This window comes from Erwinia sp. AC075 (genome assembly GCF_979253995.1).
On record NZ_CEEDEU010000001.1, the window covers coordinates 2,328,323 to 2,352,821 of the forward strand.

The window sequence follows — 24,499 nt, forward strand, 5'->3', positions numbered from 1 at the left end:
CAGTTATGAGCCTATGCAGGGCCCTCTCGCCTATGTTTATAGCTTGCCCGGCAGGATAAGCAAGTGTCAGAAACCGGGCGGTTGTTACAGACCCGCAGCCGCATTTCAGGCCAGCAGGCAAATCGGCGGGATCCCGTTGGCCAAAACGGGTTTATTAATGTTTCCTTAATAATGTTTCGCCACACTCTTTGATAAAACCAGCCAAAGAGTTGACCCAATGAATATCTTACCAAAATCCCTGACTGAAGCTGTTGCCGTCACCGTGAGCCTGTTGGCGGCTGCCCTCTGGCTTAGCCAGTATTTCGCCCGCTAACCGCCGACCCGACCGCCCCTTTTCACCTGCGGAAAGGGGTAAAAATAACGCAAAAAAAAACCCGCCAATCGGCGGGTTTTTAGAATTCTGTCTGGTAACTTAAATAGCGGCAACGTTAGCAGCAGATGGGCCTTTGGCACCGTTGGTGATTTCGAACTCTACGCGCTGACCTTCAGCCAGAGTTTTGAAACCATTGCTCTGGATGGCAGAGAAGTGTACGAACACGTCTTTGCTACCATCTTCAGGAGTAATGAAACCGAATCCTTTGGACTCATTAAACCACTTAACGCTACCTTTAATCTTAGACATCTATATTACCTTTACATGAAAAATGGACACTAAACTGTGTCGGTGGTTAGTACAGCAATTGCCGAGGCTTTTGTCCAGTCACCCACCGCGAAAAAGTGATAAATATCGCCTTTTTTGAAGATACGTCATACTTTCGCCACGCTTCCCGCAGCTAAAACTGCCAGCGGAACCAGGCAAAGTAAACGTTTCCGTTATTGTAAGTGCCTGGTATATAAGTCATCTGGAAAGTCGCCTTGCTGTAACCTATTGATGCTAAGGGCAGCACTAAGGGGATGGGAATGTACTTCCAGTTATCACGCGCCGTCACCCCTGCGGTGTAGCCTAAACCGAGGTGAAAATCCTGATCGTTCAACGGTCGCCAGGTCTTTTCCCAGCCGTAACCGCCGATCGGTTCCCATTTATTATAGGAGTCCTTAAACGCCATCAGATAGAGGCCGTTCCAGTTCCCTTTCTCATCGTAATGGGAAATCCCGCCACCAGCTCCCCAGGGACGTTCATTGTATCGGTCGGTTTTATCACTGTCGTAGGTCAGTCGGTTATGCCAGGTGACAGCGGGAAGATACACATCGTAGTTATCAGGGGTGTTCCAGGTTTCGCTGACGTTGTCAGTAAACGCCGTCCAGGTATTAGAGATACCGGTCGCCAGGGTGATCGCCCCGGCAAAAGGCGCAAAACACAGACTGGACAGAGCCAGCAAGAAAAGGGGGAGTTTTAGTGACTTCACTGAATGATCTACCGTTCACATGGTGTTGAAAAGACGCTGTTACTAACGGCAATCAGAAGCAATCCAAATGTCGTTCCGTCGTAAAAATAGCCATTATACCGATGCCGCTTAAACGCTTGCTGAATGTGCCTGCTTTATTTTTATGCAGCTAACGGGCATCTGGCTCAATTTTTTCTGAAGGCTATTTTAACAATGCCTTGCCACGCTTTCTCCAGGATGAATCCCAGGCAAGCGTAGTCATATGCTTACCGTCATGAACGAAACCCGCTCAGTTGCTCCTGCTAAGAATCCCCTGTAAGCAAAATTAAATCCCGCCCTAAGAAAAATCCTTAATCGTCAAACGTGAAATAATCACCTACATACTCTAAGGTCATCCTTATTAATCAATTTGTTACCGGTGAATATCACCTGAGTTTACTGATAAGTATAATTTATCAATGTGCGGATTTTTTTTGGTAGACTCAGAGGACGCTTAAAGCAAGGAGGTGAGAGCTGATGAGAATTCGCTGCAATAAATGTGGTGAGGTGAAGATAGTCTTTACCACCCGAGGAGATCGGTTCGGTCAACATCATGGCGCACGTTGTGCAACCTGTAAAAAGCCGATCAGCCTGAAGGATCTTTCTTTCAGAAGCGCCCTTTTACAAAGTGAAGAGGTGACAGCGCGCAGGACTCCACTGCCACCTGAGTCTTAGAACAGAATTTTGAACACGCCTGTGATGGTCAATAAACCAACAATAAAAATAATCGCAATAATCCAGAGTATTAGCTTCATTCCATTTTCCTCAGCCACAGTAAAAAGTCACTACGATGTAGTGGCTTGAGTATAGAAGAAGATTTTTTCCTTTGCGCAATCGGCGCCTCACGCCAGCGAATAAAGCCCGTTCAGACACTTAGCGTCCAGATACCAAATTAATGCTTTATTGTCATAACGTTAGCTAAATAATTAACGTTAAAATCCCCTACCCGATTTTTTTCGCGATGGCGGTCACGCTCTGCGTTTTCTTTACCTTTCTCACCAGGATGTCACTGCGCGGTGGGACTAAACTGATGAGTGTCATTTGCTATGGACTCACTTGCTATGACTTTTTCATGACGTTAACAAGGAGATCTTATGAGCACAATTAATAGCAGCATGGGCCGTTATAGCCTGAAGGCCAAACACAACGGCAATCATATTAAAGGATCGATTGCCATCAATGATGAAGGCGGGTCGCAGCTCACCCTCCAGGAGTTTAATGAACATTACCTGGACGACGTGGTGAATAACGTGATTTATCCCGTTACCGGCGGAAACCGGGTGATTGCCAATGCATTCAGAGATGAGATGGTAAAAGCAGGCTTTGTTCAGCCGCATTAGCGGTGGCGTGATTGATTAAGGGCCCTTATCTCAGGGCCCTTTTGTTTTGCGGACAATCGCGGCGTGCTGATTGTCTGCCCTTTCCTCAGGCCGTGCATTCACTCAGGTTACCCGCAAATCCTCATAGGAAACCATCACGTGCTCGACAAAAGCGGGCCGCAGCTGCAGGCGCTGATAATACGCCTCGACGGCCGGAAATGGCGTGCGGGCGAGTTCAATATCGAAATAACGGAACAGCAGATGGCCAAACTGAATATCGGCCAGCGTCAGTTCATTTCCCGCCAGATAGGCATGTTGGTTTAACTGCGCCTCGGCAATTGCCAGTTTGCTATTCAACACTGACAGCGCTGCCGCAATGGCCGGATAATCGCGATCTTTTTCCGCCGTTCTGACCACTCGCCAGAACAGGGGAGCAGTAAAGCTGTGGGCCACGTTGATCTTGGCCCACTCTGCCCACTTATCCACTGCCGCGCGTTGTGCAATATCCGCCGGCCAGAACGTCCTGTCAGCATAACGATTGGCGAGATAACGCAGGATAGCGCCGGTTTCCCATAGCGGTTCCCCTTCCCCGTCACGGATCACCGGTACGGTGCCATTCGGGTTCATGGCCAGAAATTCTGCCGTGTCGTTGCCACCGTACTTATGGCCAATATCCACCCGTTCACAGGGTAATCCCAACTCTGCAATGCACCACATCACCGCCTGCACGTTGGAAGAGGTTTTTCTGCCCCAGACTTTCAGCATGACGTTATCCTTATGCTGTTAATAACAGGTTTGATCCTCAGCCCGCGGGAGTTTGCGCCTCCGCCTTTTGCAGCGGCTCTTCCGCTGGCTCCTCATCCGATCCATCATTATCATAGTTTCTTCGTAAGCGCTTGCTCACCAGAAACACCGGCGTGGCAAGAAACAGCAACAGGCTTCCGGCCATGCCACAGACCAGCAGGCTGATACAGCCGGTAATCCCTTCACCCGCGGTAAGCCCTGCCACCACCAGCGCCAGGATAAAGAAGAACGACAGCGTCAGGCTGACCGGCCAGATATTGGTGATATCCATATCGCTGAGCGCCATTTTCACCGGTTTTTTGGCCGCTTTTTCCGCCAGTTTTTCCGCTTCAATCGCCTCTTTAACCGCATTCAGATCGACACAAGGCGCAATAAAGTCTTCCGCGGGCTGCGGATGATACAGCGCGTCGAAAATACGCTCGACCGGCGGAAATGTCACTGGCCAACTGCCGCTGTGCACCCCATAGGTGGTTAATGCTGGCAAGGTGATACGCGGCCATTGAACCGGTTGGAGATAACGGTCGTTATACACCACCCAACTCTGCCGCGTCTGGCCTTTGGTGACGTGATAAAGACGGAAACGGTCGGCCGGAGGGTAGTTCAGATTACTGACTCGTGCGGTGATAAAGGGGATATGCCGCAGACGACAATAGTTCACCCGGCTTTGCCCCTGCGCAGCCAGCAGCAGCCCAAGTGAAGGCAGGAAATACCATGAGGTACTCTCCGCCGCCATCGGACCGTCCAGGTGCTCAAGGAGTTTCGTTTCACTGGTGGCGCTCAAATGCTCTGGCCACCAGCGCCAGCTACGCCCAATCACCCGCTCCGTCGGCACGCGGAAAATGCCCAGCGGTTCGGTTTCCGCCGGCAGCCTGGCGAAGGGAAAAATTTTGCTAAAAAAGGTCAGGGCATCATCCGGCCCGTCCCATTCACCGCTGGCTTCAAGGCCGTGAAGGTTGGCCGTCAGTTCACCCCAGCCTGTTTTCCCGAGCATATCGATCTGATATTTGGTGTCCGCCAGGCGTTTTCCTAACCGCAGTATTTCCTGCGGGATCCCCTTAAGCGGCAGCTCGGGGAGCGTCGGCACCTGAATCTGTTCATTTTCCATACTGCATACATCCCCAAAGGCAATTGCCCACAGACCTGTTTAATAAAAAGGATAATTAACCGTGTAACGCAGAAGGCGTTTGAGAAAGGTGTTGGGTGGCCTGCGCCGAAAATGGGGCAAATTGACTTAAGGTCGTTTGTTATTTTTATTGCCGGTCGAAATTTGGCTTTAGTCAAAAAACTAAATACTATCAAGGTGATAGTATACTTAGCAAAGGTGTTTTTTGGCAACAGCCTTGGATGAGATTACCGGGTGCAGGGCGGGATTCGCGAATAAAAGGAGCCGATAAACGGCTCCAACTGATAACGATTTCAGCGAGCTAGCGATAAAACCTGGCCGCTGGTTAAGGCCATTGTATGGCTGAATGACGCAGCCAGATTGACATCCTCGGGCGTATACACCGCAATGCCCTGTTGCTCTGCAGCCAGCGCCACCGAGCCGTGGAAGTGATTTTCTCCCACCGCGTCTGGATGGGTGAAGACCGCCAGAACCTCAATCCCGGCCTCGATCAGCGCCTTCAGTCCGGCGCAGCCCATGTCATGATAAGCAAAGACGATCGCTTTCATCAACGCTCACTCCCTCAATCAGCGGCAGCTTGCAAGAATGTCATCAGACGGCACATATTCTTTGGTCTCGGTCCCCGTGAGCCCCAGCAGGGTGGAGAACAGATTATCCTGAGAATAGTTGTTGTTCGCCGCCTCTTTCTTCAGACAGGTCTCATTAATACCAAAGCGTTTTTTGTAATCTTCCGACAGCCAGATCAGCATCGGCACATGCTTTTGTTGAACCGGCGCAATGGCATACGGCATACCGTGCAGATAGACGCCACTTTCACCCAGCGACTCGCCGTGGTCGGACAGATAGACCAGGCTGGTAGTGAAATTCGCATCGTTCTGCTTCAACACCGTGATGGCTTTATCGACAATATAATCGATATACAGAATGGTGTTGTCATAGGTATTTACCAGCTGCTCGCTGCTGCAGGTCTGGATCTCGTTCGTATCACAGGTTGGCGTGAACTTACGGAAGCTGGCAGGATAACGATGATAGTAGGTCGGGCCATGGCTACCGATGGTGTGCAGCACAATGACGCCGTTGCCTTTCAGATTTTTAATATAATCCTCGAGCTTATTAAACAGGATCTCATCGTGGCACTCACCCTCAATGCACATGCCGGGTAAATCCAGGCTGGTGACATCTTCATGGGGAACACGATCGCAAGCCCCTTTGCAGCCGCCATCATTTTCTTTCCACAAGACGTTAATTCCCGCACGCTGAATCACATCCAACAGGCCTTCCTGATGACGGGCCAGTTCTTCATCGTAATGGGCTCTGGGCATATTCGAGAACATGCACGGCACGGAAACCGCGGTGGCGGTGCCACATGACGTCGTATGAGGGAAATAGAAGACGTTATCTTTCGCCAGCAACGGGTTGGTATCACGGCCGTAGCCAGATAACGAGAAATTATCGGCACGCGAGGTTTCACCGAGCACCAAAATGGTCAGGGTCTTCTTCGGGCCGGCCAGCATTTTTGGATTTTGTTTCGCATCTTCGCCTATTTTCACCAATGGCAGATTATCCAGCTTGTGGTGAGAGTAATAAGAATAGGACGCGACGATACTGTTGGAAGGCGATAGCGATTTCACCAGCTCTTTATCGTTGCGGAATAACGAGGCGTAATCTTTATAAAAGAAGGTGGCAACGAGAGCAATCAACGCCACCGAGACCACCAGGCTGGCCAGACGAAAAACCAAACTCTTCCACACCGGCTGCGTTTTTTTAATTTTTATCCAAAACGCCACAATCACCATCAACAGGCCAAGGACTAAGATGGCGAATAACAGTTGCGGGGTCACTAATGCCAGCGTCTCGGAAGGCGTGGTGTCCAGCATATTGGTTATCATTGAACGATCGATGATAATCCCGTAATTCATAATGAAATATTGGGCTGATGCTGAGACCAGAATAAAAATGGCAATAAGAATGCGGTCGAGCCATATAAAGGAGGCAATGGTTAGCAGGATATTAATCACGCTAAATGCCACCACCGGCATCGAAAAAAAGACCAACAGGTTATGGAATGAGGTCAGCGGCAAGTTGGCCAGCACCTGCCGGTAATAGGCAATATTGAGGAATACGGCGATATAAACGGAAAACAATATCAGGAAGGCAACCCGACTGAGCGTGGGCCGTTTCAGAATCGATGACAGTGACATAAACAAAGCAGGTCCGGTGAACGTCAGAAATTATTGCAGCAGTATGACATTTTTAAGATTAGGACAACCTTAAGCATTTTAATTTTCTGGACCTGAGACTCACGACAAAAACGTTATATGGTCTGGCGAATGGGGGCAAAGGCCTGCCCTTACAGGCAGGCCAGCAAGCTTACACCACGTTCTGCAACAGCAGGCAGCCGATTAAGCCGCACAGCGAAATCACCGTTTCCAGGCCGGACCACGCACGAATGGTTTCGCCGATAGTCAGGTTGAAATACTCTTTGAACAGCCAGAAGCCGGGATCGTTAACGTGCGAGAAGATCACGCTACCGGAACCAACCGCAATCACCATCAGCTCAGGGCTGACGCCGGTGGTGGCGATAATCGGGGCGACAATGCCACCGGCAGTAATCGCCGCAACGGTTGCAGAGCCCAGCGCAATACGCAGCGCGGCGGCAATCGACCAGGCCATCAGGATTGGCGAGATGGTACTGCCTTCCATCATGCCGGCGATGTATTTATCCACGCCACTGTCGACCAGCACCTGCTTGAAGGCCCCGCCACCGCCGATAATCAACAGCATCATGGCGATGATTTTGATTGAGTCGGTCAGCGTCTGCATCACTTCATCCATGGTGCGGCCGCGGTTCAGCCCAAAGGTGAAGATCGCAATTAACACCGCAATCAGCGTTGCCATGATTGGGTCACCAAAGAACTCGGCATAGGCCAGCAGCGGATGCCCTTTTGGCAACACCATCTCAGCAACTGCACGCAACGCCATCAGCACCACCGGGACTAACGCGGTCCAGACGCTGACGCCAAACCCTGGCATCTCGGCTTCGGTGAAGGTTTTCTTGTTATACAGACCTTCCGGGATTGGCTTATCAATGCTCTTCAGGAAACGGGTGTAGACGGGGCCCGCCAGGATTACCGTAGGGATCCCCAACAGCGTACCGAACAGCAGCGTTTTCCCCATATCCGCGTGGAACAACGTGGCGATAGCCGTTGGGCCCGGGTGCGGAGGCAGGAAGCCATGGGTGACGGACAGCGCCGCCGCCATCGGCACGCCAACGTAGAGTAAAGGTACGCGCGCAGAAGCCGCGATGGTCAGCACCAGCGGCAACAGCAGCACAAAGCCCACTTCATAGAACAGCGCGAAGCCGACGGTAAACCCGGTCAGCACCACCGCCCATTGAATGTGTTTGGTGCCAAATTTGGCAATCAGCGTGGTGGCAATGCGCTGCGCACCGCCACAGTCCGCCAGCAGTTTGCCGAGCATCGCGCCGAAGCCCATAATCAGTGCCAGGCTGCCCAGCGTGCCGCCGACGCCAGCTTTGATCGAACCAATCACTTTGTTAACAGGCATTCCCTGCATCACGCCGACCGCCAGTGCGACCAGGATCAGGGCAATGAATCCATTCAATTTCAAGCGGATCATCAGCAGCAGTAACAGCACTACGCCAATCGCAACGATGACTAATGGCATAAATATTCTCCGGTGTGTGGCCCGGATGCGTCATCAGGGTCACATTAATTTTTCCCGCCTTGCTCAGGGCGTGACGGGTATCAGTGTCAGGGTAATCAGGCATAACTCACGAGGTGTTACCGGGAACATGTTAACGGTAACATCCCAACGCTGATATGCTCCGGCAGCGGGAAATTTACATTTTGAGATGAAGATCAAACTTTTGACACATGGCGCTTCGAGGGGATTTTTCCACTTACTTTGCGCATAGTTACGCTATGCCGTTGCTGTTAATCTGTTTTTCCTCGTCGTATGCAAAGGATCGCCAGATATGAAACTTCATCACGCCACCCTCCCGGATGCAGAGCAACTCTCATCGGTTGGCACGCGTAGCTACTACCACCACTTCGCCAGTCTGTGGCATAACCCTGCGGAGATGGATGCGTTTGTCCAAAGCCAGTTCTCCATTGAATCGATCACCCGTAGCCTGCAAAAACCCGATACTGACTGGTTCTGGATAGAAGTGGCTGGGGAAGCAGTCGGCGTCTGTCTGGTGAACTGGGCCTTGCCGGTGGCAGAAAACCAGCCTGACGGCGCTTACCTCAATAAGATTTATATCTTGCCGGAACACACCGGGAAGGGTTATGGCGCAGGCGTTTTCGCGCACATTGAAGCGCTTTGTCGGCAAAAACAGAAAGCTTACTACTGGCTGGAAGTATTGAAGGAGAATCCCGGCGCCATGCAATTCTACCAACGCCAGGGATTTACCTTTTTAAGGGAAGAGCTGTTTACCAGCCCCAGTCAGCAAAGCGTGGTGTATATCATGATCAAGCGGTTGTCTTAGGCAGGGTCGGCCGTTTGTGGAGTCACACAACGGCTGACCACATTTTGACCCAAAACAAGAAAACGCGTTTTTCGTAAGGGATAAACGTAACAAAATGATTCTATGTGAATCAAAATAAGAAATTAAGGTTTAACATTTACACGGTTTTTCATAGCAAGTGATGACTCAGGGAAACCTGACCATTGTTGATAACATTCAGCGGGTGAATATTTAATTTCAAACACCCTTTAAAATAACAATAAAATAACATACCCCTTTTCGGAGTGATGTTTTTTCTGATTAATTTCCCATTTGTGCGCTTGTTCGAGGAATTGAATCTCTAAAAAGTTATAGCAACGCGCTCATACATAATTAAAAGTCGCGCGCTTTTTTACAATACGTCGCCCTTCCCTCTCCCCGACGGCGGCTGCAAAAAGCCCTTCCGGCCCGAAAGACACAGTATTCTTACATTGCGGCATCATTCGGCTACTCTTATTTAACAGCGCGTCAAAATATTTTAACCTGATGATGAAACAATTCATCGCAAAGATCCGCGCTGTTATAGGCAGATTTCCTATTACTGTAGCTACTCCTTCACCTGATTTGGTCTCAGGATCAATCCTTCGATGAAATACCCGTTTAGCGGCGGCTGAATGTAGCCCGCTTGTTAAATGTCGGTAAATAAAAAAGAAAGGCAGTTTTTTATTATGTTAGATCGAGGTAAGCAATGTTTGGATTAGATGCGTTCCACCTGGCAAGGATACAGTTCGGGTTTACCGTTTCCTTCCATATCCTCTTCCCGGCCATCACTATCGGCCTCGCCAGTTTCCTGGCGGTGTTGGAAGGGCTATGGTTGAAAACCAAAAACCCGGATTATCGCGACCTGTACCATTTCTGGTCAAAAATCTTCGCCGTTAACTTTGGTATGGGCGTGGTGTCCGGCCTGGTCATGGCGTATCAGTTCGGCACCAACTGGAGCGGCTTCTCGCAGTTTGCCGGCAGCGTGACCGGTCCGCTGCTGACTTACGAAGTGCTTACCGCGTTCTTCCTCGAAGCGGGCTTCCTGGGCGTGATGCTGTTCGGCTGGAACCGCGTGGGTCCGGGCCTGCACTTCTTCGCTACCTGTATGGTGGCGTTGGGCACCCTGATCTCGACCTTCTGGATCCTCGCCTCGAACAGCTGGATGCAGACCCCGCAGGGTTATGCCATTCAGAACGGCATTGTGGTCCCGGTTGACTGGTTCAAGATTGTCTTTAACCCGTCCTTCCCGTTCCGCTTGCTGCATATGTCCACCGCGGCGTTCCTCGCCAGCGCCTTCTTTGTTGGCGCTTCTGCGGCGTGGCACCTGCTGCGTAAAAACGACACGCCGGCAATCCGTAAAATGCTGTCGATGGCCATGTGGATGGCGCTGATCGTTTCGCCAATTCAGGCGATGCTGGGCGATGCCCACGGTCTGAACACCCTTGAGCATCAGCCGGCGAAGATTGCCGCGATTGAAGGTCACTGGGAAAACCCACCGGGTGAGCCAACGCCGTTGGTGCTGTTCGGTATTCCCGACATGGAACAGGAAAGAACCAAGTATGCGGTTGAAATTCCGTATCTTGGCAGCCTGATCCTGACCCACAGCCTGCACAAGCAAGTGCCTGCGCTGAAGTCATTCCCGAAAGAAGATCGTCCTAACTCGACCATCATCTTCTGGTCGTTCCGCGTGATGGCCGGTCTGGGCATGCTGATGGTGTTCCTTGGCTTCGCCAGCCTGTGGCTGCGTTTCCGTAACCGTCTTTACACCTCTCGTCCGTTCCTGTGGTTTGCACTGGCGATGGGTCCATCAGGTCTGATTGCACTGTTGGCGGGTTGGTTCACCACTGAAATCGGCCGTCAGCCGTGGGTGGTTTACGGTCTGCTGCGCACCAAAGATGCGGTATCTGCCCATGGCGATCTGCATATGAGCATCAGCCTGATTGCCTTTATCGTGGTCTATATGTCGGTGTTCGGCGTGGGTTATACCTACCTGTTCAACCTGATCAAGAAAGGCCCGCAACCGGGTGAAGGTGACCACACGCCAGACGGCGGTCCGGGTACCCATCACACCCCTTCACGTCCGCTGTCAGCCGTGCAGGAAAAATTAAATTCGCCGGAAGAGGGGAAATAACGTGGGTATCGATCTTCCTGTAATCTGGTTCACCATCATCGTCTTCTCGACCCTGATGTATATCGTGATGGATGGTTTCGACCTGGGTATCGGCATCCTGTTCCCGTTCAATAAGGACGCCACCGAGCGCGACATGATGGTTAACACCGTCGCTCCGGTGTGGGATGGTAACGAAACCTGGCTGGTGCTGGGCGGTGCAGCACTTTATGGTGCCTTCCCGCTGGCTTACGCGGTGATCATTGACGCGCTGTCCGTGCCGCTGACCGCCATGCTGATTGGTCTGATCTTCCGTGGCGTGGCGTTTGAATTCCGCTTCAAAGCCACTGAAGAGCACCGTCCGTTCTGGGATAAGTCGTTTATCGTCGGCTCTTATCTGGCCACCTTCAGTCAGGGTGTGGCGCTGGGCGCGATCATCAACGGTTTCAGCGTGACCAACCGTGCCTACAGCGGCCCGGAACTGGGTTGGCTGACGCCGTTCTCACTGTTCTGCGGTCTGGGTCTGGTTGTGGCGTATGCACTGCTGGGCAGCACCTGGCTGATCATGAAAACCGAGAACGAGCTGCACCGTAAGATGACGGCACTGGCTAAGCCGATGTTGCTGGCGCTGCTGGCGATCATCGCCGTGGTCAGCATCTGGACGCCGCTGGAGCATGCCAACATCATGCAGCGCTGGTTTACCCTGCCGAACCTGTTCTGGTTCCTGCCGGTCCCGGTGCTGGTGCTGCTGGCTTCGTGGGGACTGTTGCGTTCCCTGAAGCGCCATGCTCACTACTCGCCGTTCCTGCTGACGCTGGCGCTGGTGTTCCTGGGCTTTACCGGCCTCGGCATCAGCATCTGGCCGAACATTATTCCGCCGTCCATCACCATCTGGCAGGCGGCCTCACCGCCGCAGAGCCTTGGCTTTATGCTGGTCGGTGGCCTGCTGATCATCCCGGTGATCCTGGTTTACACCTTCTGGAGCTACTACGTGTTCCGTGGGAAAATCAAAGCAGACGAAGGCTACCATTGATTTAACGGCAATCTGATAACCACAACAGAGCCGGGTGCAGGCGGGCAGTTAAGCCACCGGCACCCGACATACTGCGGGATATTTTGGAGACACGATGATGATTGAAGCACAACACACACAGCAGGCGGTCAAACCGCGAGCGTGGAAACGCGTACTGTGGATGGTTGCCATTTACGCGGGCAGCGTAATGGCGCTTGGCGTGGTGGCGATGCTGTTCCGCGTGATGATGACCGCTGCTGGCATGAAGTCACATTGAACCTCTGATTGCCAGTTATTTGCGAAGGGCCGACATCTGTCGGCCCTTTTTCTTTACAGAAGTCATAAATAGTCACATAACCGAGGCGGCATAAGGCACAGGATGGTCTAAGCTTTTAACGTTCATGAGGAAATCATGCCATCAAGAAGGAGACAGTATGAGTTTATTAGATAAAGCATCAGACAAAGCTGACGAAGCGCTGGGTAAAGGTCAGGAGCAATTTGGTAAAGCTGTCGATTCTCCCGAGCATGAGTTCAAAGGCCGTGTGCGCCAGGGCGCAGCTAAAGCCTCTTATGCCGTTGACGACGCCCTGGATTGCGTAAAAACCAAGACGCAGGACGCCCCGTTTGTCTCGCTGGCGATTGCCGCTGGCGTGGGCTTCCTGGCCGCGAAGATTTTTGGTCGCCGCTAATCAGCCCGCAGCGTCGCCTGGCGACGCTCTGAAAATAAAAGGCCGACATTTTCGGCCTTTTTTTCTGCCCGCTATTCCGCTCCCTGCCCTGCTTCTCCCTTTCATTACGGCTGTCGCGATAGCTAAATTGTGATCCGATTAAAACTTCTATAACTCATTACTACCAGGCTAATAATTTCAGCACTAATTAGAACACCTTTCCCGCCAATTAATGCTTTCATTCCGTCTGTTAAGGCCGTCATTCCCGGCTTATGTCAGCACGTCCCCCCTGAACAGATCCCCTGAGCAGGAGAAAATGCTTAACAAAGCAGCGTGGCCGCGACGCACCCTGTCCAATAAATAACCTTTTGGACAGCGCTATCACTATAAGAAAGAAGGTGTTTCACATGAAAAGCAAGCAACCAAAAACCACGTTAAAAAGATCGGTGGCGTTCTGTGGTTTAGGACTGATGCTGGCGTCAGGATCTGCACTGGCAGATTTCGCGCCGCTCAGTATGGATTCTCCCTACGCATTTGGTGACTGGGAGGGTTCCCGCACCCAGCTGAAAAATGACGGTGTGGATTTCCAGGTGAATTACACCATGGAATCCGCCAGTAATTTCTCCGGCGGCTATAACCAGTCAACCAGCGCGCGTTATACCGACCAATGGGCGTTCGGGACCACCCTGGATCTGGAAAAACTGCTGAACTGGAATGACACCCAGTTCCAGACGACTATCACCAGCCGTAACGGTCAGGACTTAACGCAATATATTAACGATCCGCGTTCGGGTGGCCTTTCCTCAGTGCAGGAAGTGTGGGGACGAGGACAAACCTGGCGCCTGACGCAGTTCTGGTTGAATAAAGGCTTCTTTGATCATGCGGTAGAAGTGAAAGCGGGACGGGTCACGGTTGGTGAGGACTTCGACTCCTTTGACAGCAACTTCCAGAACCTGGCGTTTGGTAGCGGCCAGGCGGGTAACTGGCGTGGCGACCGCTGGTATAACTGGCCGGTCTCCCAGTGGGGCGGACGCGTGAAGTTTAACTTCACGCCAGAGCTGTTCTTCCAGGTGGGTTTCTATAATCAGACGCCGTCGAACTACGATACCGGTAACGGTTTCCGCCTCGATACCAGCCCAACGCTGGGGAATATGGTGCCGGTGGAATTGGGCTGGAAACCGGCGCTGGGCGCCGACAAATTGCCGGGTAATTACCGCGTCGGGATGTACTACTCCTCGGTACGCGGCGATAACTACAGCAGCTACAACGAGGGACAGTACGGCGAAGACAACCACTCTTACGGCGGCTACCTGCTGTTACAACAACAGCTGACCGCGATGGAAGGCGACAACACGCGCGGTTTAGGCGTGACGGTTCAGGCCGTAATGAACGACCAGAAAACCTCGAAAACCGACAACTATCAGTCCGTCTCCTTCGTCTGGAAAGGACCGTTTGATGCCCGTCCGAAAGATGAAATCGGGGTCGGTGCCGCGCGTATTCACGTCAACAATGATTACGGCAATATGCTGCGCAAAACCAACCAGGAAAACGGTGTTAACGATTACGACAACCCAACTTACCTGCCGATCCAGAGTGGATCCGAATATAACTATGAGATCTATTACAACGCTCAGGTCACAAACTGGCTGAAACTGCGTCCAAACCTGCAGTACGTGGCGTCCCCAGGTGCGGTCAGCGAAGTGAAAAACGCCTTCGTTGGCGGTATCAGCGCCAATATCAACTTCTGATCCTCGCGCGTCAGGCGGATCGTTCGATCCGCCTGCTCTTCTTCCCTGCATCAACATCGACATAACTCACCCGCAAACATCAGCCCTGACTAGCGTAGCTGTGCGCGTGCTGTGTAAAAGCGGCGGTAGGCGAGATAGCCCGCAATAATCGTGGAGATGCTGGCCGTCCCCAGCAGCATAAAGGTCACCATGATCTGGTATTTGATCGCTTTAACCGGATCGATACCGGCAAAAATCAGCCCGGACATCATGCCCGGCAAGCTGACCAGCCCCACGGTTTTAGCCGCATCAACCGTTGGGATCATCGCCGCACGAATGCTGTCGCGGATAAGCCTTCCCGACGCGGTTTTGATTGACGCGCCGAGGCTCAACATCTCCTGGATTTTCTGCCGGTTGTCGGTAAAGCGCTGGTTCAGATTGCTGTAACAGAGCCCCACCGCCACCATCGCATTACCGGCAATCATCCCTGAAATCGGGATCACCTGCATCGGCATAAATTCAATCGAGCCACTTAACACCAGGATCACCAGCGTCAGCGTGGTGCTGACGGTAATGGCGATAAAAGAGAGCAGAAAGGCATTGCCAATATTGCGGCTGCGTTTACGGGCGTTGAGGGCCGCATTGACGCAGATAAACAGCACCATCAGTACCGTCAGCCAGCGGTTGTTGAGGTCGAAAATATACTTGAGAACGTATCCGACAATAATCAGCTGAACGATCGCCCGGGCGATACTCCAGACAATGTCTTTCTCCAGCCCGAGCTTCTCTTTCTTACTGACCAGCAGCGCAATCAGCACCAGAATCAGCGCCAGGCCGAGGGATTCGTTGCTAATATTATGCTGATTCATCTGTGCCCTTCCTGACCGGTGGCTGAAGCGTCACCACGCGTTGCGCCTGATTGATCTCGGTGGTGTCATGGCTAATCCACATCACCGCCACGCCCTTATCTTTCACCAGCCCGGCAACAAGCTGATTAATCGCCTGCTTATTTTCCTCATCCAGTGCGCTGGTGATTTCATCCAGCAGCAGCACATCCGGCAGGAATTGCAGATTGCGCAGTAACGCGACCCGCTGCTTTTCGCCGCCGGAGAGCTGTTCGGTTTTTTTTGTCAGCATCTCCACCGGCAGATTGACCTTTTTCAGCCAGTCTTTCAGCTTTTCGCTGTCGACCTTTTTCTGGCGGATTTGCCACGGCAACGCAAGATTGTCATACACCGTGTCGCCAAACAGCGCCGGGGTCTGGAAGCAGTAAGAGACCTGCTGACGATAGCTTTCCGGCTTAAGTTCGTTAATGCTGCGGCCCTTAAACTGAATATCGCCGGTGGTGGGTTCGAGCAGGGAAGCGATGATTTTGAGTAGCGTGCTTTTGCCGCTGCCGGAGGGCCCGGTCAGCAGCACAAACTCACCTTGATTCAGCTGTAGCGAGACGGGGGCCAACAACGTGGTGCCATCCTGCACATAGCTAACGTCCTGCACGTCCAGCAGGAGAGAAGTTCGCGACATAATGAGTCAACCTGATGTGAAATTTAACCCCAGGATAATAACGTGATAAGGCGATAAATTTTCGCCTTTTTATCATTTACACCGCCCGCAAACGCACCGTTATGGCCCTGGCTGAACGCCATTATCGCTCAGGCGGGATCGGCCGAGGGTCGTCACCAGCGCCTTCAGGCATTTCCTGATACCTTCCATCCCACGCCCCGGACGTTCTTGATCGCTTTACTGCCGAATTTCTTACGCAACGCATGAATAAAAAATTCCACTGCGTTGCTCTCAATCTCTTCACCCCAGCCGTAAATCTTCTCCTCCAGTTCGCTGCGCGACAGCAACGTCCCCGGGCGGATCAACAGCGCCTGCAGCAAGGCAAATTCACGGTTCGACAGCCGGTAAACCTCGCCCTTTTCCACGTCGCAGGCCTCATGGCTGGCGGGATCGAGCCGGATAATGCCGTTACTCAGCACCGGGCCACAGTGGCCTTCTTTACGCCGCATGACCGCGCGTATTCTCGCCAGCCACGCTGTCATGTCGAACGGTGCGATCACGAAGTCATCCGCGCCCGCGTCAAGCCCGCGCAGCCGGTCTTCCAGCGCGTCGCGGGCGGTGATAATCAGCAGCGGCAGCGTATTGCCTTTATCACGCAAGCTACTGATTACGCTAAAGCCATCGTTGCCTGGCAGCCGCAAATCCAGCAGCACCAGGTCATAACGCGGGATCGCAAGCGTGGCGATAGCCTCGGTGCCGCTGCGCACCCAGTCCACCGCGTAGCGGGCTTCTTTTAGCGCTTCAACAACCGCTTCACCCATTATGGCGTCATCTTCTACCAGCAATATTCGCATGCTGTTCTTCCCGTCAGTGTGAATCGACTGCGTCCCCTGGCCAGCATATCAACAGTAACCCGCTAAAAATCAACGCCACACCTGCCAGTTTTCCCCACTGAAAGACTTCATTGAAGGCAGGCAAAATCAGCGCTGCCGCCCACACCAGCACGTAACTCAGGCTGAGCAGCGGGTAAGCTTTACTCAGGGCGATGCGTCGCAGCGCCAGCAGCCAGCACAGCATGGAGCAGGCATAGGCCGCCAGCCCGGCGAACAACGCGCAGGCGGCGAAGGGCCAGCTCAGTAAGGCGCTAAAAAAGGCTGATGGCTCGCCCACTGAAGGCAGAGACATCATTGACCAGCGCAATAACAGCTGCGCCCCGCTGACCAGCAGGACGCTGCACAGTGCCCATAAAATGCCCATCAGGTATAGGCTCCCATCACCGCCACACCCGCCACAATCAAGGCGATGCCCAGCCAGTGGCGGAAAGGAACGGGTTCTTTCCACAATCCGCGGGCGGCCAGCACCACAAAGATAAAGTTCAGGCTCAGCATCGGATACGCCACTCCGACCGGCACGCTTTGCAGCACCACCAGCCAGATCACCATCGCCACGCCCAGCAGCAGCACGCTTAACCCCAGCCAGATCAGCAGGTGGCCTTTCCCCTTTTGCAAACCATGATGCGCAGCCTGCTTCTGGCACAGTTGCCCGCCGCAACTCAGCAGGCTGGCCAGCAGGATCAGCAGCAGACTCATGGCGTCTGACCGTAACGGAACAGGGCTAACCGGCCCTGCCGGTAACTGAAATCGGCTTTGGGCAGCTCTTTGTCCGGATCCTGATTGCGGGACAGCGACAGCACCAGCGTCACATCGCCCGTGCGCCGATGCGCTGCCAGCCAGGCCGGGAAGTCGGCTCCACTGACAAACTTATCGTCCGCATCCGGGTAGCTCAGCCCGTACTGCACTTCGCCCGGCTGATCGTACAGAGTGATATCGCTGCGTTGCATCTCCCACGCCAGGCCGGAAGCAATGCCGGGGTTATTCGCCAGCAGATAACGGCTGCCGGCAATATCGCTTTTGATCGCCCGGATAAATTGCTGAGGCTGTTTGGCATCCATCACGCCTGACGGGATCGCCTGGCCGATCACCAGCGCCAGCATCAGTGGGCACAGCGCGGCCAGACCCCAGCGTGCCTGTGGCGCTTTCAGCGTTAACCCACCGCACAACGCCCAGAATGCGAAGGCCGCAGCGGCCAGCAGCACTTTGATCACTTCGTGATGACCGTAAACCGGATGCTTCGCCAGCCCCCACGGTGCCAGGAAACCGAGCACGGCGACCGTCAGCACCAGACCAAACGCCAGATTTATCCAGCCATTGATTTTTAACGCCTGGCCGTTGCCTGACATCATGCTCATCGCCTGACGCGCCATCAGGATCGCCAGCGGCGCAAAGCACGGCAGGATATAGGTTGGCAGCTTGCCTTTGGCGATGCTGAAGAACAGCAGCGGCATCACCACCCAGCTCAGCAAATACAGGCTGCCGCTGTTACTGTGCCGATCCTGCCAGCCTGAACGTAAGGCAGACGGCAACAGGGCCAGCCAGGGCACGCAGCCCATAACCAGTACCGGCAGGTAATACCAGAACGGCGCTTTATGCTGCGCGTTGGCTTCGGCAAAGCGCTGGATATGTTCCACCCAGAAGAAATAGTGCCAGAAGTCCGGTTCGCTTTTGGCGATAGCCATCGCCCAGGGCGCACTGATTAACGCCGCACCGACGATGGCCAGTGGACCAAAGCACAGCAACGCTTTGAAGCGACGCTGATGAATCGCCCAGGGCAGAATGGCAATCACCGGCACTGCCAGCGCCAGGAAGCCCTTGGTCATAAAGCCCATGCCGCAGGCAAACCCGAGCAGCAGCCAGCTCAGCACTTTTTTGCCGGTGGTCGTCGCTTCCGTTGCCAGCCAGTAGCTGCACATGGCGGCGACCAGCCACAAGGTGATCATCGGATCCAGCACCGCATAGGTGCCGATGCCGTACACCAACAGACAGGTAAGGAAAATGACGCCAGAGACCATCGCCGTAGCACGATCGCGCCACAGGCGGAACGCCAGCCAGGTGACCATCAGCGCGGTCAGGGTAATGGAGAAAACGGAACCAAAACGCACGGCAAAATTGTTATGACCAAAAATCAGCTGACTGAGGTTGTTGATCCAGTAACCGGCAATTGGCTTTTCGAAATAGCGTAAATCAAAGAAGTGCGGCACCACCCAGTTACCGCTGACCAACATTTCACGGCTGATCTCCGCATAGCGGGTCTCATCAGGCTGCCATAACGCCCGAAATTCCAGTGGGACCAGGTAATACACGGCAAATAACGCCAGAAGGAGAAAGCCCTTTCTCGTCATAGTCATAAAAAATTACTCGGTTAATTGCTGGCATCCCAGCCATCCTTCACGACCGGGGAGGCTACCCCGAACAATTTTTCCTGTTGGCAGGCTGTTAAGATCGTCAGGTAAGAGCTCACTCAGCGGGCAAAACTGAATCCCCTCCTGGGCGGCCAGCGTCAGCAGATCGCTGAACAGGGTGCTCATTACGATCCCCTCTACTTCCGCATGGATGGTATAAACGGGTGTGCCCTGATCCTGCTTAATCCGGTCGATAATGAACGCATTGAAGTCTTCTTTGCTCACCGTGGAGCCGACCACCTCATCCCAGGTGGGCAATGTCACCGGGATCTGCACCGTACCGGCAGTGCCATCACTTAACAGCGGACGAAACGGCGTGGTTCCCCGGCAGTCGCTGTTGTAATGAAACTGGAACGGCTCCTTCGCATTCACCACCCGTTGGTCAGCGCGCCATCCGGCGACCGCTGAACAGGTCACCGGCTGTTCGGTAATCACCGCCAGCGCATCCTTTCCCAGACGGATTTGCTGCGTGAGCTGTGCCGCAGGCCAGACGCCCGCCCAGGTTTGCCAGGCAAAGTGATCCCAGGCATGCAGGCCGACTTCGTGGTGATCGCTGGCGGCGCTGACGATCTCCGCCAGCCCGCGCCCAATCTGACGGCCCGGCCAGGCGGTGCCCGCCAGCAGAATATCCCAGCCATACAGCGAGGCGGCGTTCGATCTCAGCATCTTCCACAGAAATTTGGGCTTCAGCAGGCGCCACAGGTGGCGCCCCATGTTGTCGGGTCCAACGCTGAAGAAAAAAGTGGCCTGAGTGCGATGCAAACTGAGGATTTCCAGCAGCTTTGGCACGCCATCCCGCGTGCCCCGCCAGGTATCGACATCTATTCGAAGGCCGACTTTCCTCATTTTTTCTCTTCCGGCACGTCCAGTTCGACCGTTCTCAGGAAGAAGTCCAGCGTGGCATCGATGGTTTTATCCATGGTCACTTCCGGCGTCCAGCCCAGCAGGCGACGGGCGTTACGGATTGCCGGCTTGCGGTGCTCAACGTCCTGATAGCCTTTGCCGTAGTAGCTGCTGCTTTCCACGTCGCGGAAACCGGCAAACGGCGGGAAACGATCGCGCAGTGGATGGCGCTCAAAACTGGCCAGCAGCTGTTCCGCCAGCTCTTTGATGCTTGCTTCGTTATCCGGGTTACCAATGTTGATGATCTGTCCGTCGCAGTTATTGTCTTTGTTTTCAATAATGCGGAACAGCGCCTCAACGCCATCGCTGATATCGGTGAAGCAGCGCTTCTGCTTACCGCCGTCCATCAGTTTGATCGGCGATCCTTCCACCAGATTGAGGATCAGTTGGGTGATCGCCCTGGAACTGCCAATGCGCGCGGCGTTCAGGTTATCCAGGCGCGGGCCCATCCAGTTAAACGGACGGAACAGGGTGAAGCGCAGCCCTTCTTTGTCGCCATAGGCCCACAGCACGCGATCCAATAGCTGCTTGGAAACCGAATAGATCCAGCGCTGTTTGTTGATCGGTCCCACCACCAGATTCGAGGTGTCTTCATCGAAGTTCGGGTCATCACACATGCCGTACACTTCAGAGGTCGACGGGAAGATAATGCGTTTTTTGTACTTAACGCAGTCGCGGATGATCTTCAGGTTCTCTTCGAAATCGAGCTCAAAAACCCGTAACGGATTACGCGTGTACTCAATCGGCGTGGCGATGGCCACCAGCGGCAGGATCACGTCGCATTTTTTGATGTGGTATTCAATCCACTCCGAATGGATGCTGATATCCCCTTCGACGAACTGGAAGCGCGGATGGCCGATAAAGCGGCTGATGGCATCGGAGCCAATATCCAGGCCGAAAATATCGAAGTTATCGTCCTGCAACAGGCGCTCGGTCAGGTGGTTACCAATAAAGCCGTTAACGCCGAGGATCAGCACGCGCGTGCGCCGCTTCACCGCCGAAACCGGTTTGTTGGTCAACAGCGCCTGGTTTACCAGACCCAGGGTTTGTGCCAGCTGCGAGCCCTGCATGTAAACGCCGTTTTCGCTCTGTCCGGTCATCACTTCCAGCGCACCTTCACCACAGGCCACCACCAGCGGATTCACTGACAGTACGGTTCCGGCTTTGGCGGCAGGCAGATCGTGACGCACTTTGCCTTTCCAGATAATGAATTTTGCCGCGCCAACGTAGCCAAACGCACCCGGCCACGGATCGGTCACCGCACGCACCAGGTTGTTGACCACTTCTGCCGGTTGCGACCAGTCGATACGGCCATCGTCCGGCGTGCGGCGTCCCACCACGGTAGCCTGCGTATTGTCCTGAGCACGTTCGCTAATCTGACCATTTCTTAACGCTGGCAGGCAGTCAGCCAGCAAATGTTCAGCGGCGGCATTCAGTTTGCGGTGCAGTGTCAGCGCATTATCGTCGGCCGAAATGCTGACTTTATCCTGCGCAATAATCGCACCGGCATCGGCACGGGCCACCATGCGGTGCAGCGTCACGCCGGTTTCCGTTTCACCGTTGACCAGCGCCCAGTTCAGCGGCGCGCGGCCACGGTATTTTGGCAGCAGAGAACCGTGCAGGTTAAACGCGCCTTTGGTCGCGATGCTTAACAATTGATCGCTCAGCAGGTTACGGTAGTAGAAAGAGAAAATGACCTCGGGCGCCATGGTTCTGATGCGGTCAACCCACAGCGGATGGTTGACATCCTCGGGCGCATACACCGGGATCCCCTGCTCTGCGGCGGTACGGGCAACGGAGGCAAAAAAGTGGTTTTCGTTAGATGAATCGGCGTGGGTAAAAATCGCTTCAATTTCATAACCGGCATTCACCAGCGCATTGATCCCAATGCAACCCATATCGTGATAGGCAAAAACGACAGCTTTCATTATTGGTCTTCCTCAGAGCGGACAGGCGCGGAGGAGTTAACTACGCGCTGGATAAAATAGCGTGGGCGGGCACGGACATCGTTGTAGATACGTCCGATGTATTCCCCTAACAGCCCCATACCGACAAACTGCGCACCGATAAAAATAAACAGCACGGCAAACAGCATAAACACCCCGTCTCCGGACCACTCCGGGCCAAAGAAGAGACGTAAAACAATCAGTAACAGTGACAATGCAAAGCCGGCCAGCGCGATCAGGCTGCCAAACACGCTGAGCATCCGCAGCGGCGTAGTGGTCAGGCAGGTGACGAGGTCATACATCAGATTGATCAGCTTCATCAGGCTGTATTTGGAATCACCAAATTCACGCTCGGCGTGCAGCACCGGAATTTCAATCGCCCGACGGGCAAAGGTGTTGGCCAGAATGGGAATAAAGGTGCTGCGCTCGTGGCAGTTGAGCATCGCGTCAATGATGTGACGGCGGTAGGCGCGCAGCATGCAGCCGTAATCGCCCATCGCCTTACCGGTAGTGCGTTGAATAAGGTTGTTGATCAGCCGGGACGCGCGTTTACGGAACCAGCTGTCCTGGCGATTTTGCCGCACGGTGCCGACCACGTCGTAGCCTTCCTGCGCTTTCGCCACCAGCCGCGGGATCTCTTCCGGTGGGTTCTGCAGATCGGCGTCCAGGGTGATTATTAAATCCCCGCTGACGTGGTTGAAACCGGCCATGATCGCCGAATGCTGGCCGTAATTACGGTTAAGCAGCACCGCAACAACATGGCTGCCCGGTTCTTCCGCCGCGGCGGTCAGCATCTCCGGTGAACGGTCGCTACTGCCGTCGTCCACCAGCAGGATTTCCCACTCCATAGACAGCTGGGAGCAGGCTTCAGAGGTGCGGCGGATCAGCTCCGGCAGACTGTCCTGCTCGTTATACACCGGGATTACGACGGAGACTTTGTTAATGGGTTGATCAGCGGTCATGGTGTTTCTCAGCAATTTCATGCAGCGCGGCAATAACCCGGCTGACATCGTCATCGGTCATCGTTGGGAACAGCGGAATTGAACAAATGCGCTCGGAGTTCCATTCTGTTTCGGGCAGCGACAGTTCAGGAAAACGGTCCCGGTAATATTTCTGCGTATGCGCTGCGCGGAAATGCAGGCCGGTGCCAATCTGGCGATCCTTCAGTTCCTGCATCAGCTGGTCGCGGCTCAGGCCGCAACGGGCGGGATCGACGCGCAGAATAAACAGATGCCAGGCGTGCTGATGGTCGTAGTCAGGTTGTGCCAGCGGCAGGAAAGGCGTGTCGGCCAACTCCTTCAGATAGCGTTCAGCGATTGCCTGACGGCGGGCATTCAGCGTCGGCAGCTTGGCCAGCTGCACCAGCGCGATGGCGGCGTTGATATCGGCGAGGTTGTATTTGTAGCCAGGCGCGATAACTTCCGCCTGCGGCGCGCGGCCGTGGGTCTGGCGGTCAAAGGCGTCCACGCCAAGACCGTGGAATTTCAGGCTGCGAATACGGTTGGCGAGCGCTTCGTTATCGGTGACCACCAGGCCACCTTCGGCGCAGGTCATATTTTTAATGGCGTGGAAGGAGAAGATCGCCGTGCCGCTATCTCCAACATGGCGTCCTTTGTAAAAGGTGCCTGCCGCATGCGCCGCGTCATCAATCACCGGGATGCCGTAGCGTTTGCCCAGCGCATGGATGGCATCGATATCCGCCGGCGCACCGGCATAGTGAACCGGCACAATGGCTTTGGTACGGGGAGTTATCGCTGCTTCGATCAGCTCAGGAGTAATCATCAGGCTGTCGCGATCGATATCAATCATTACCGGCTCAGCGCCGAGCAGCGCAATCATATTCAGCGTGGATACCCAGGTCAGCGACGGGGTGATTACTTCATCGCCACTGCCAATGCCCAGCGCCATCAGGGTGACATGCATCCCGGCGGTTGCCGAGCTGACGGCTATCGCGTGTTGGTTGCCGGTCAGTTGGCAAAATGCCTGTTCCAGCTGCTGATTCTTAGGTCCAGTCGTAATCCAGCCAGAGTTCATGACTTCGCCAACCGCGGCCAGTTCGGCCTCGCCCATCGCCGGGCGAGAAAAAGGGAGAAATTCAGACATTGGTAAAATTCCTTTAACAATAACCCTAAAAAACTTTAGCAGAACGTGCGCCAACTGCGCCTAAACCAAACGCTAATACCTTGAAATTTAATCGTCGTTTAACCAGGCCACG

The 24,499-nt window shown here is 53.9% G+C and carries 24 protein-coding genes and 1 pseudogene; 7 read left to right on the forward strand and 18 right to left on the reverse strand.

From position 1 onward, the window contains the following. Positions 1 to 412 precede the first annotated feature (412 nt). The 3 genes from cspE to AC0IXH_RS10995 all read right to left on the reverse strand — a co-directional run bounded on the left by cspE (position 413) and on the right by AC0IXH_RS10995 (position 2,119). Complete coding sequence (gene cspE, locus AC0IXH_RS10985) at positions 413 to 622, reverse strand: transcription antiterminator/RNA stability regulator CspE (RefSeq protein ID WP_004156612.1); 210 nt, start codon at positions 620 to 622, stop codon at positions 413 to 415. Positions 623 to 773: 151 nt separating this feature from the next. Beyond that, entirely contained in the window at positions 774 to 1,346 is a 573-nt protein-coding gene (pagP, locus tag AC0IXH_RS10990; RefSeq protein WP_428980670.1) for a lipid IV(A) palmitoyltransferase PagP, read from the reverse strand. A gap of 689 nt (positions 1,347 to 2,035) precedes the next feature. Next, positions 2,036 to 2,119 carry a small membrane protein YohP gene (locus AC0IXH_RS10995; RefSeq protein WP_441316267.1) on the reverse strand — a complete coding sequence of 28 codons (84 nt, stop codon included), beginning with the start codon at positions 2,117 to 2,119 and terminating at the stop codon, positions 2,036 to 2,038. 339 nt (positions 2,120 to 2,458) lie between these two features. Between AC0IXH_RS10995 and AC0IXH_RS11000 the strand changes: the two genes are divergently transcribed. Further along, a complete protein-coding gene (locus AC0IXH_RS11000; RefSeq protein WP_013201257.1) occupies positions 2,459 to 2,704 on the forward strand; it encodes a hypothetical protein in 246 nt (81 codons plus the stop codon). A gap of 102 nt (positions 2,705 to 2,806) precedes the next feature. On the opposite strand, the gene AC0IXH_RS11005 is transcribed toward AC0IXH_RS11000, so the two are convergent. The 5 genes and pseudogenes from AC0IXH_RS11005 to gntT form a co-directional block, all read right to left on the reverse strand. Continuing rightward, positions 2,807 to 3,448, reverse strand: a complete 642-nt coding sequence (locus AC0IXH_RS11005) for a glutathione S-transferase family protein (RefSeq protein WP_013201256.1) — start codon at positions 3,446 to 3,448, stop codon at positions 2,807 to 2,809. A gap of 37 nt (positions 3,449 to 3,485) precedes the next feature. Then, positions 3,486 to 4,592: a hypothetical protein gene (locus AC0IXH_RS11010; protein ID WP_013201255.1), complete on the reverse strand. Its 1,107-nt coding sequence runs from the start codon at positions 4,590 to 4,592 to the stop codon at positions 3,486 to 3,488. A gap of 377 nt (positions 4,593 to 4,969) precedes the next feature. After that, positions 4,970 to 5,158: pseudogene (locus AC0IXH_RS11015) on the reverse strand (hypothetical protein); the annotation flags it as partial. 18 nt (positions 5,159 to 5,176) lie between these two features. Further along, complete coding sequence (eptA, locus tag AC0IXH_RS11020) at positions 5,177 to 6,811, reverse strand: phosphoethanolamine transferase EptA (protein WP_471720420.1); 1,635 nt, start codon at positions 6,809 to 6,811, stop codon at positions 5,177 to 5,179. Between the two features lie 169 nt (positions 6,812 to 6,980). Beyond that, positions 6,981 to 8,297 (reverse strand): gluconate transporter, encoded by a 1,317-nt coding sequence (gntT, locus tag AC0IXH_RS11025; RefSeq protein WP_053146165.1) that lies wholly within the window; start codon positions 8,295 to 8,297, stop codon positions 6,981 to 6,983. A gap of 310 nt (positions 8,298 to 8,607) precedes the next feature. Between gntT and AC0IXH_RS11030 the strand changes: the two genes are divergently transcribed. From AC0IXH_RS11030 to AC0IXH_RS11055, 6 genes are all read left to right on the forward strand, one after another. Next, positions 8,608 to 9,120, forward strand: coding sequence for a GNAT family N-acetyltransferase (locus AC0IXH_RS11030; RefSeq protein ID WP_134823688.1), 513 nt, complete (start codon positions 8,608 to 8,610; stop codon positions 9,118 to 9,120). Positions 9,121 to 9,826: 706 nt separating this feature from the next. After that, the gene (locus AC0IXH_RS11035; RefSeq protein WP_013201252.1) at positions 9,827 to 11,251 is read left to right on the forward strand and encodes a cytochrome ubiquinol oxidase subunit I; all 1,425 of its coding nucleotides are present in this window, start codon (positions 9,827 to 9,829) and stop codon (positions 11,249 to 11,251) included. Between the two features lies 1 nt (position 11,252). Continuing rightward, positions 11,253 to 12,260 carry a cytochrome d ubiquinol oxidase subunit II gene (gene cydB, locus AC0IXH_RS11040; RefSeq protein WP_013201251.1) on the forward strand — a complete coding sequence of 336 codons (1,008 nt, stop codon included), beginning with the start codon at positions 11,253 to 11,255 and terminating at the stop codon, positions 12,258 to 12,260. Positions 12,261 to 12,357: 97 nt separating this feature from the next. Further along, positions 12,358 to 12,516: a DUF2474 domain-containing protein gene (locus tag AC0IXH_RS11045; RefSeq protein WP_013201250.1), complete on the forward strand. Its 159-nt coding sequence runs from the start codon at positions 12,358 to 12,360 to the stop codon at positions 12,514 to 12,516. Between the two features lie 157 nt (positions 12,517 to 12,673). Beyond that, positions 12,674 to 12,928, forward strand: coding sequence for a CsbD family protein (locus AC0IXH_RS11050; protein ID WP_013201249.1), 255 nt, complete (start codon positions 12,674 to 12,676; stop codon positions 12,926 to 12,928). A 386-nt stretch (positions 12,929 to 13,314) separates the two neighbouring features. Then, complete coding sequence (locus AC0IXH_RS11055; RefSeq protein WP_346595052.1) at positions 13,315 to 14,655, forward strand: carbohydrate porin; 1,341 nt, start codon at positions 13,315 to 13,317, stop codon at positions 14,653 to 14,655. 89 nt (positions 14,656 to 14,744) lie between these two features. On the opposite strand, the gene fetB is transcribed toward AC0IXH_RS11055, so the two are convergent. The 10 genes from fetB to arnB form a co-directional block, all read right to left on the reverse strand. Beyond that, complete coding sequence (gene fetB / locus AC0IXH_RS11060) at positions 14,745 to 15,503, reverse strand: iron efflux ABC transporter permease subunit FetB (protein ID WP_471720421.1); 759 nt, start codon at positions 15,501 to 15,503, stop codon at positions 14,745 to 14,747. Then, the gene (gene fetA, locus AC0IXH_RS11065) at positions 15,490 to 16,158 is read right to left on the reverse strand and encodes an iron efflux ABC transporter ATP-binding subunit FetA (protein WP_013201246.1); all 669 of its coding nucleotides are present in this window, start codon (positions 16,156 to 16,158) and stop codon (positions 15,490 to 15,492) included. Before fetA ends, fetB begins: the two co-directional genes overlap by 14 nt. A 164-nt stretch (positions 16,159 to 16,322) precedes the next feature. Beyond that, a complete protein-coding gene (locus AC0IXH_RS11070) occupies positions 16,323 to 16,991 on the reverse strand; it encodes a response regulator (RefSeq protein ID WP_346595056.1) in 669 nt (222 codons plus the stop codon). Positions 16,992 to 17,004: 13 nt separating this feature from the next. Next, complete coding sequence (arnF, locus tag AC0IXH_RS11075) at positions 17,005 to 17,394, reverse strand: 4-amino-4-deoxy-L-arabinose-phosphoundecaprenol flippase subunit ArnF (protein ID WP_151037994.1); 390 nt, start codon at positions 17,392 to 17,394, stop codon at positions 17,005 to 17,007. Continuing rightward, positions 17,394 to 17,726, reverse strand: coding sequence for a 4-amino-4-deoxy-L-arabinose-phosphoundecaprenol flippase subunit ArnE (arnE, locus tag AC0IXH_RS11080; RefSeq protein ID WP_346595058.1), 333 nt, complete (start codon positions 17,724 to 17,726; stop codon positions 17,394 to 17,396). Before arnE ends, arnF begins: the two co-directional genes overlap by 1 nt. Next, positions 17,723 to 19,381, reverse strand: coding sequence for a lipid IV(A) 4-amino-4-deoxy-L-arabinosyltransferase (gene arnT / locus AC0IXH_RS11085; RefSeq protein WP_471720422.1), 1,659 nt, complete (start codon positions 19,379 to 19,381; stop codon positions 17,723 to 17,725). Before arnT ends, arnE begins: the two co-directional genes overlap by 4 nt. 6 nt (positions 19,382 to 19,387) lie before the next feature. Further along, positions 19,388 to 20,281 carry a 4-deoxy-4-formamido-L-arabinose-phosphoundecaprenol deformylase gene (gene arnD / locus AC0IXH_RS11090; protein WP_134823681.1) on the reverse strand — a complete coding sequence of 298 codons (894 nt, stop codon included), beginning with the start codon at positions 20,279 to 20,281 and terminating at the stop codon, positions 19,388 to 19,390. Continuing rightward, the gene (arnA, locus tag AC0IXH_RS11095) at positions 20,278 to 22,266 is read right to left on the reverse strand and encodes a bifunctional UDP-4-amino-4-deoxy-L-arabinose formyltransferase/UDP-glucuronic acid oxidase ArnA (RefSeq protein ID WP_471720423.1); all 1,989 of its coding nucleotides are present in this window, start codon (positions 22,264 to 22,266) and stop codon (positions 20,278 to 20,280) included. Before arnA ends, arnD begins: the two co-directional genes overlap by 4 nt. Next, complete coding sequence (gene arnC, locus AC0IXH_RS11100) at positions 22,266 to 23,246, reverse strand: undecaprenyl-phosphate 4-deoxy-4-formamido-L-arabinose transferase (RefSeq protein ID WP_471720424.1); 981 nt, start codon at positions 23,244 to 23,246, stop codon at positions 22,266 to 22,268. The genes arnA and arnC overlap by 1 nt, the downstream gene beginning before the upstream one ends. Then, positions 23,236 to 24,387 carry a UDP-4-amino-4-deoxy-L-arabinose aminotransferase gene (gene arnB / locus AC0IXH_RS11105; RefSeq protein WP_206402407.1) on the reverse strand — a complete coding sequence of 384 codons (1,152 nt, stop codon included), beginning with the start codon at positions 24,385 to 24,387 and terminating at the stop codon, positions 23,236 to 23,238. Before arnB ends, arnC begins: the two co-directional genes overlap by 11 nt. Positions 24,388 to 24,499 lie beyond the last annotated feature (112 nt).

Coding starts and splice junctions, on each gene's coding strand:
- cspE (WP_004156612.1), bottom strand. CDS start 622: ATGTCTAAGATTAAAGGTAGCGTTAAGTGGTTTAATGAGTCCAAAGGA.
- AC0IXH_RS10995 (WP_441316267.1), bottom strand. CDS start 2,119: ATGAAGCTAATACTCTGGATTATTGCGATTATTTTTATTGTTGGTTTA.
- AC0IXH_RS11000 (WP_013201257.1), top strand. CDS start 2,459: ATGAGCACAATTAATAGCAGCATGGGCCGTTATAGCCTGAAGGCCAAA.
- AC0IXH_RS11005 (WP_013201256.1), bottom strand. CDS start 3,448: ATGCTGAAAGTCTGGGGCAGAAAAACCTCTTCCAACGTGCAGGCGGTG.
- AC0IXH_RS11010 (WP_013201255.1), bottom strand. CDS start 4,592: ATGGAAAATGAACAGATTCAGGTGCCGACGCTCCCCGAGCTGCCGCTT.
- eptA (WP_471720420.1), bottom strand. CDS start 6,811: ATGTCACTGTCATCGATTCTGAAACGGCCCACGCTCAGTCGGGTTGCC.
- gntT (WP_053146165.1), bottom strand. CDS start 8,297: ATGCCATTAGTCATCGTTGCGATTGGCGTAGTGCTGTTACTGCTGCTG.
- AC0IXH_RS11030 (WP_134823688.1), top strand. CDS start 8,608: ATGAAACTTCATCACGCCACCCTCCCGGATGCAGAGCAACTCTCATCG.
- AC0IXH_RS11035 (WP_013201252.1), top strand. CDS start 9,827: ATGTTTGGATTAGATGCGTTCCACCTGGCAAGGATACAGTTCGGGTTT.
- AC0IXH_RS11045 (WP_013201250.1), top strand. CDS start 12,358: ATGATTGAAGCACAACACACACAGCAGGCGGTCAAACCGCGAGCGTGG.
- AC0IXH_RS11050 (WP_013201249.1), top strand. CDS start 12,674: ATGAGTTTATTAGATAAAGCATCAGACAAAGCTGACGAAGCGCTGGGT.
- AC0IXH_RS11055 (WP_346595052.1), top strand. CDS start 13,315: ATGAAAAGCAAGCAACCAAAAACCACGTTAAAAAGATCGGTGGCGTTC.
- fetB (WP_471720421.1), bottom strand. CDS start 15,503: ATGAATCAGCATAATATTAGCAACGAATCCCTCGGCCTGGCGCTGATT.
- fetA (WP_013201246.1), bottom strand. CDS start 16,158: ATGTCGCGAACTTCTCTCCTGCTGGACGTGCAGGACGTTAGCTATGTG.
- AC0IXH_RS11070 (WP_346595056.1), bottom strand. CDS start 16,991: ATGCGAATATTGCTGGTAGAAGATGACGCCATAATGGGTGAAGCGGTT.
- arnF (WP_151037994.1), bottom strand. CDS start 17,394: ATGGGCATTTTATGGGCACTGTGCAGCGTCCTGCTGGTCAGCGGGGCG.
- arnE (WP_346595058.1), bottom strand. CDS start 17,726: ATGAGTCTGCTGCTGATCCTGCTGGCCAGCCTGCTGAGTTGCGGCGGG.
- arnT (WP_471720422.1), bottom strand. CDS start 19,381: ATGACTATGACGAGAAAGGGCTTTCTCCTTCTGGCGTTATTTGCCGTG.
- arnD (WP_134823681.1), bottom strand. CDS start 20,281: ATGAGGAAAGTCGGCCTTCGAATAGATGTCGATACCTGGCGGGGCACG.
- arnA (WP_471720423.1), bottom strand. CDS start 22,266: ATGAAAGCTGTCGTTTTTGCCTATCACGATATGGGTTGCATTGGGATC.
- arnC (WP_471720424.1), bottom strand. CDS start 23,246: ATGACCGCTGATCAACCCATTAACAAAGTCTCCGTCGTAATCCCGGTG.
- arnB (WP_206402407.1), bottom strand. CDS start 24,387: ATGTCTGAATTTCTCCCTTTTTCTCGCCCGGCGATGGGCGAGGCCGAA.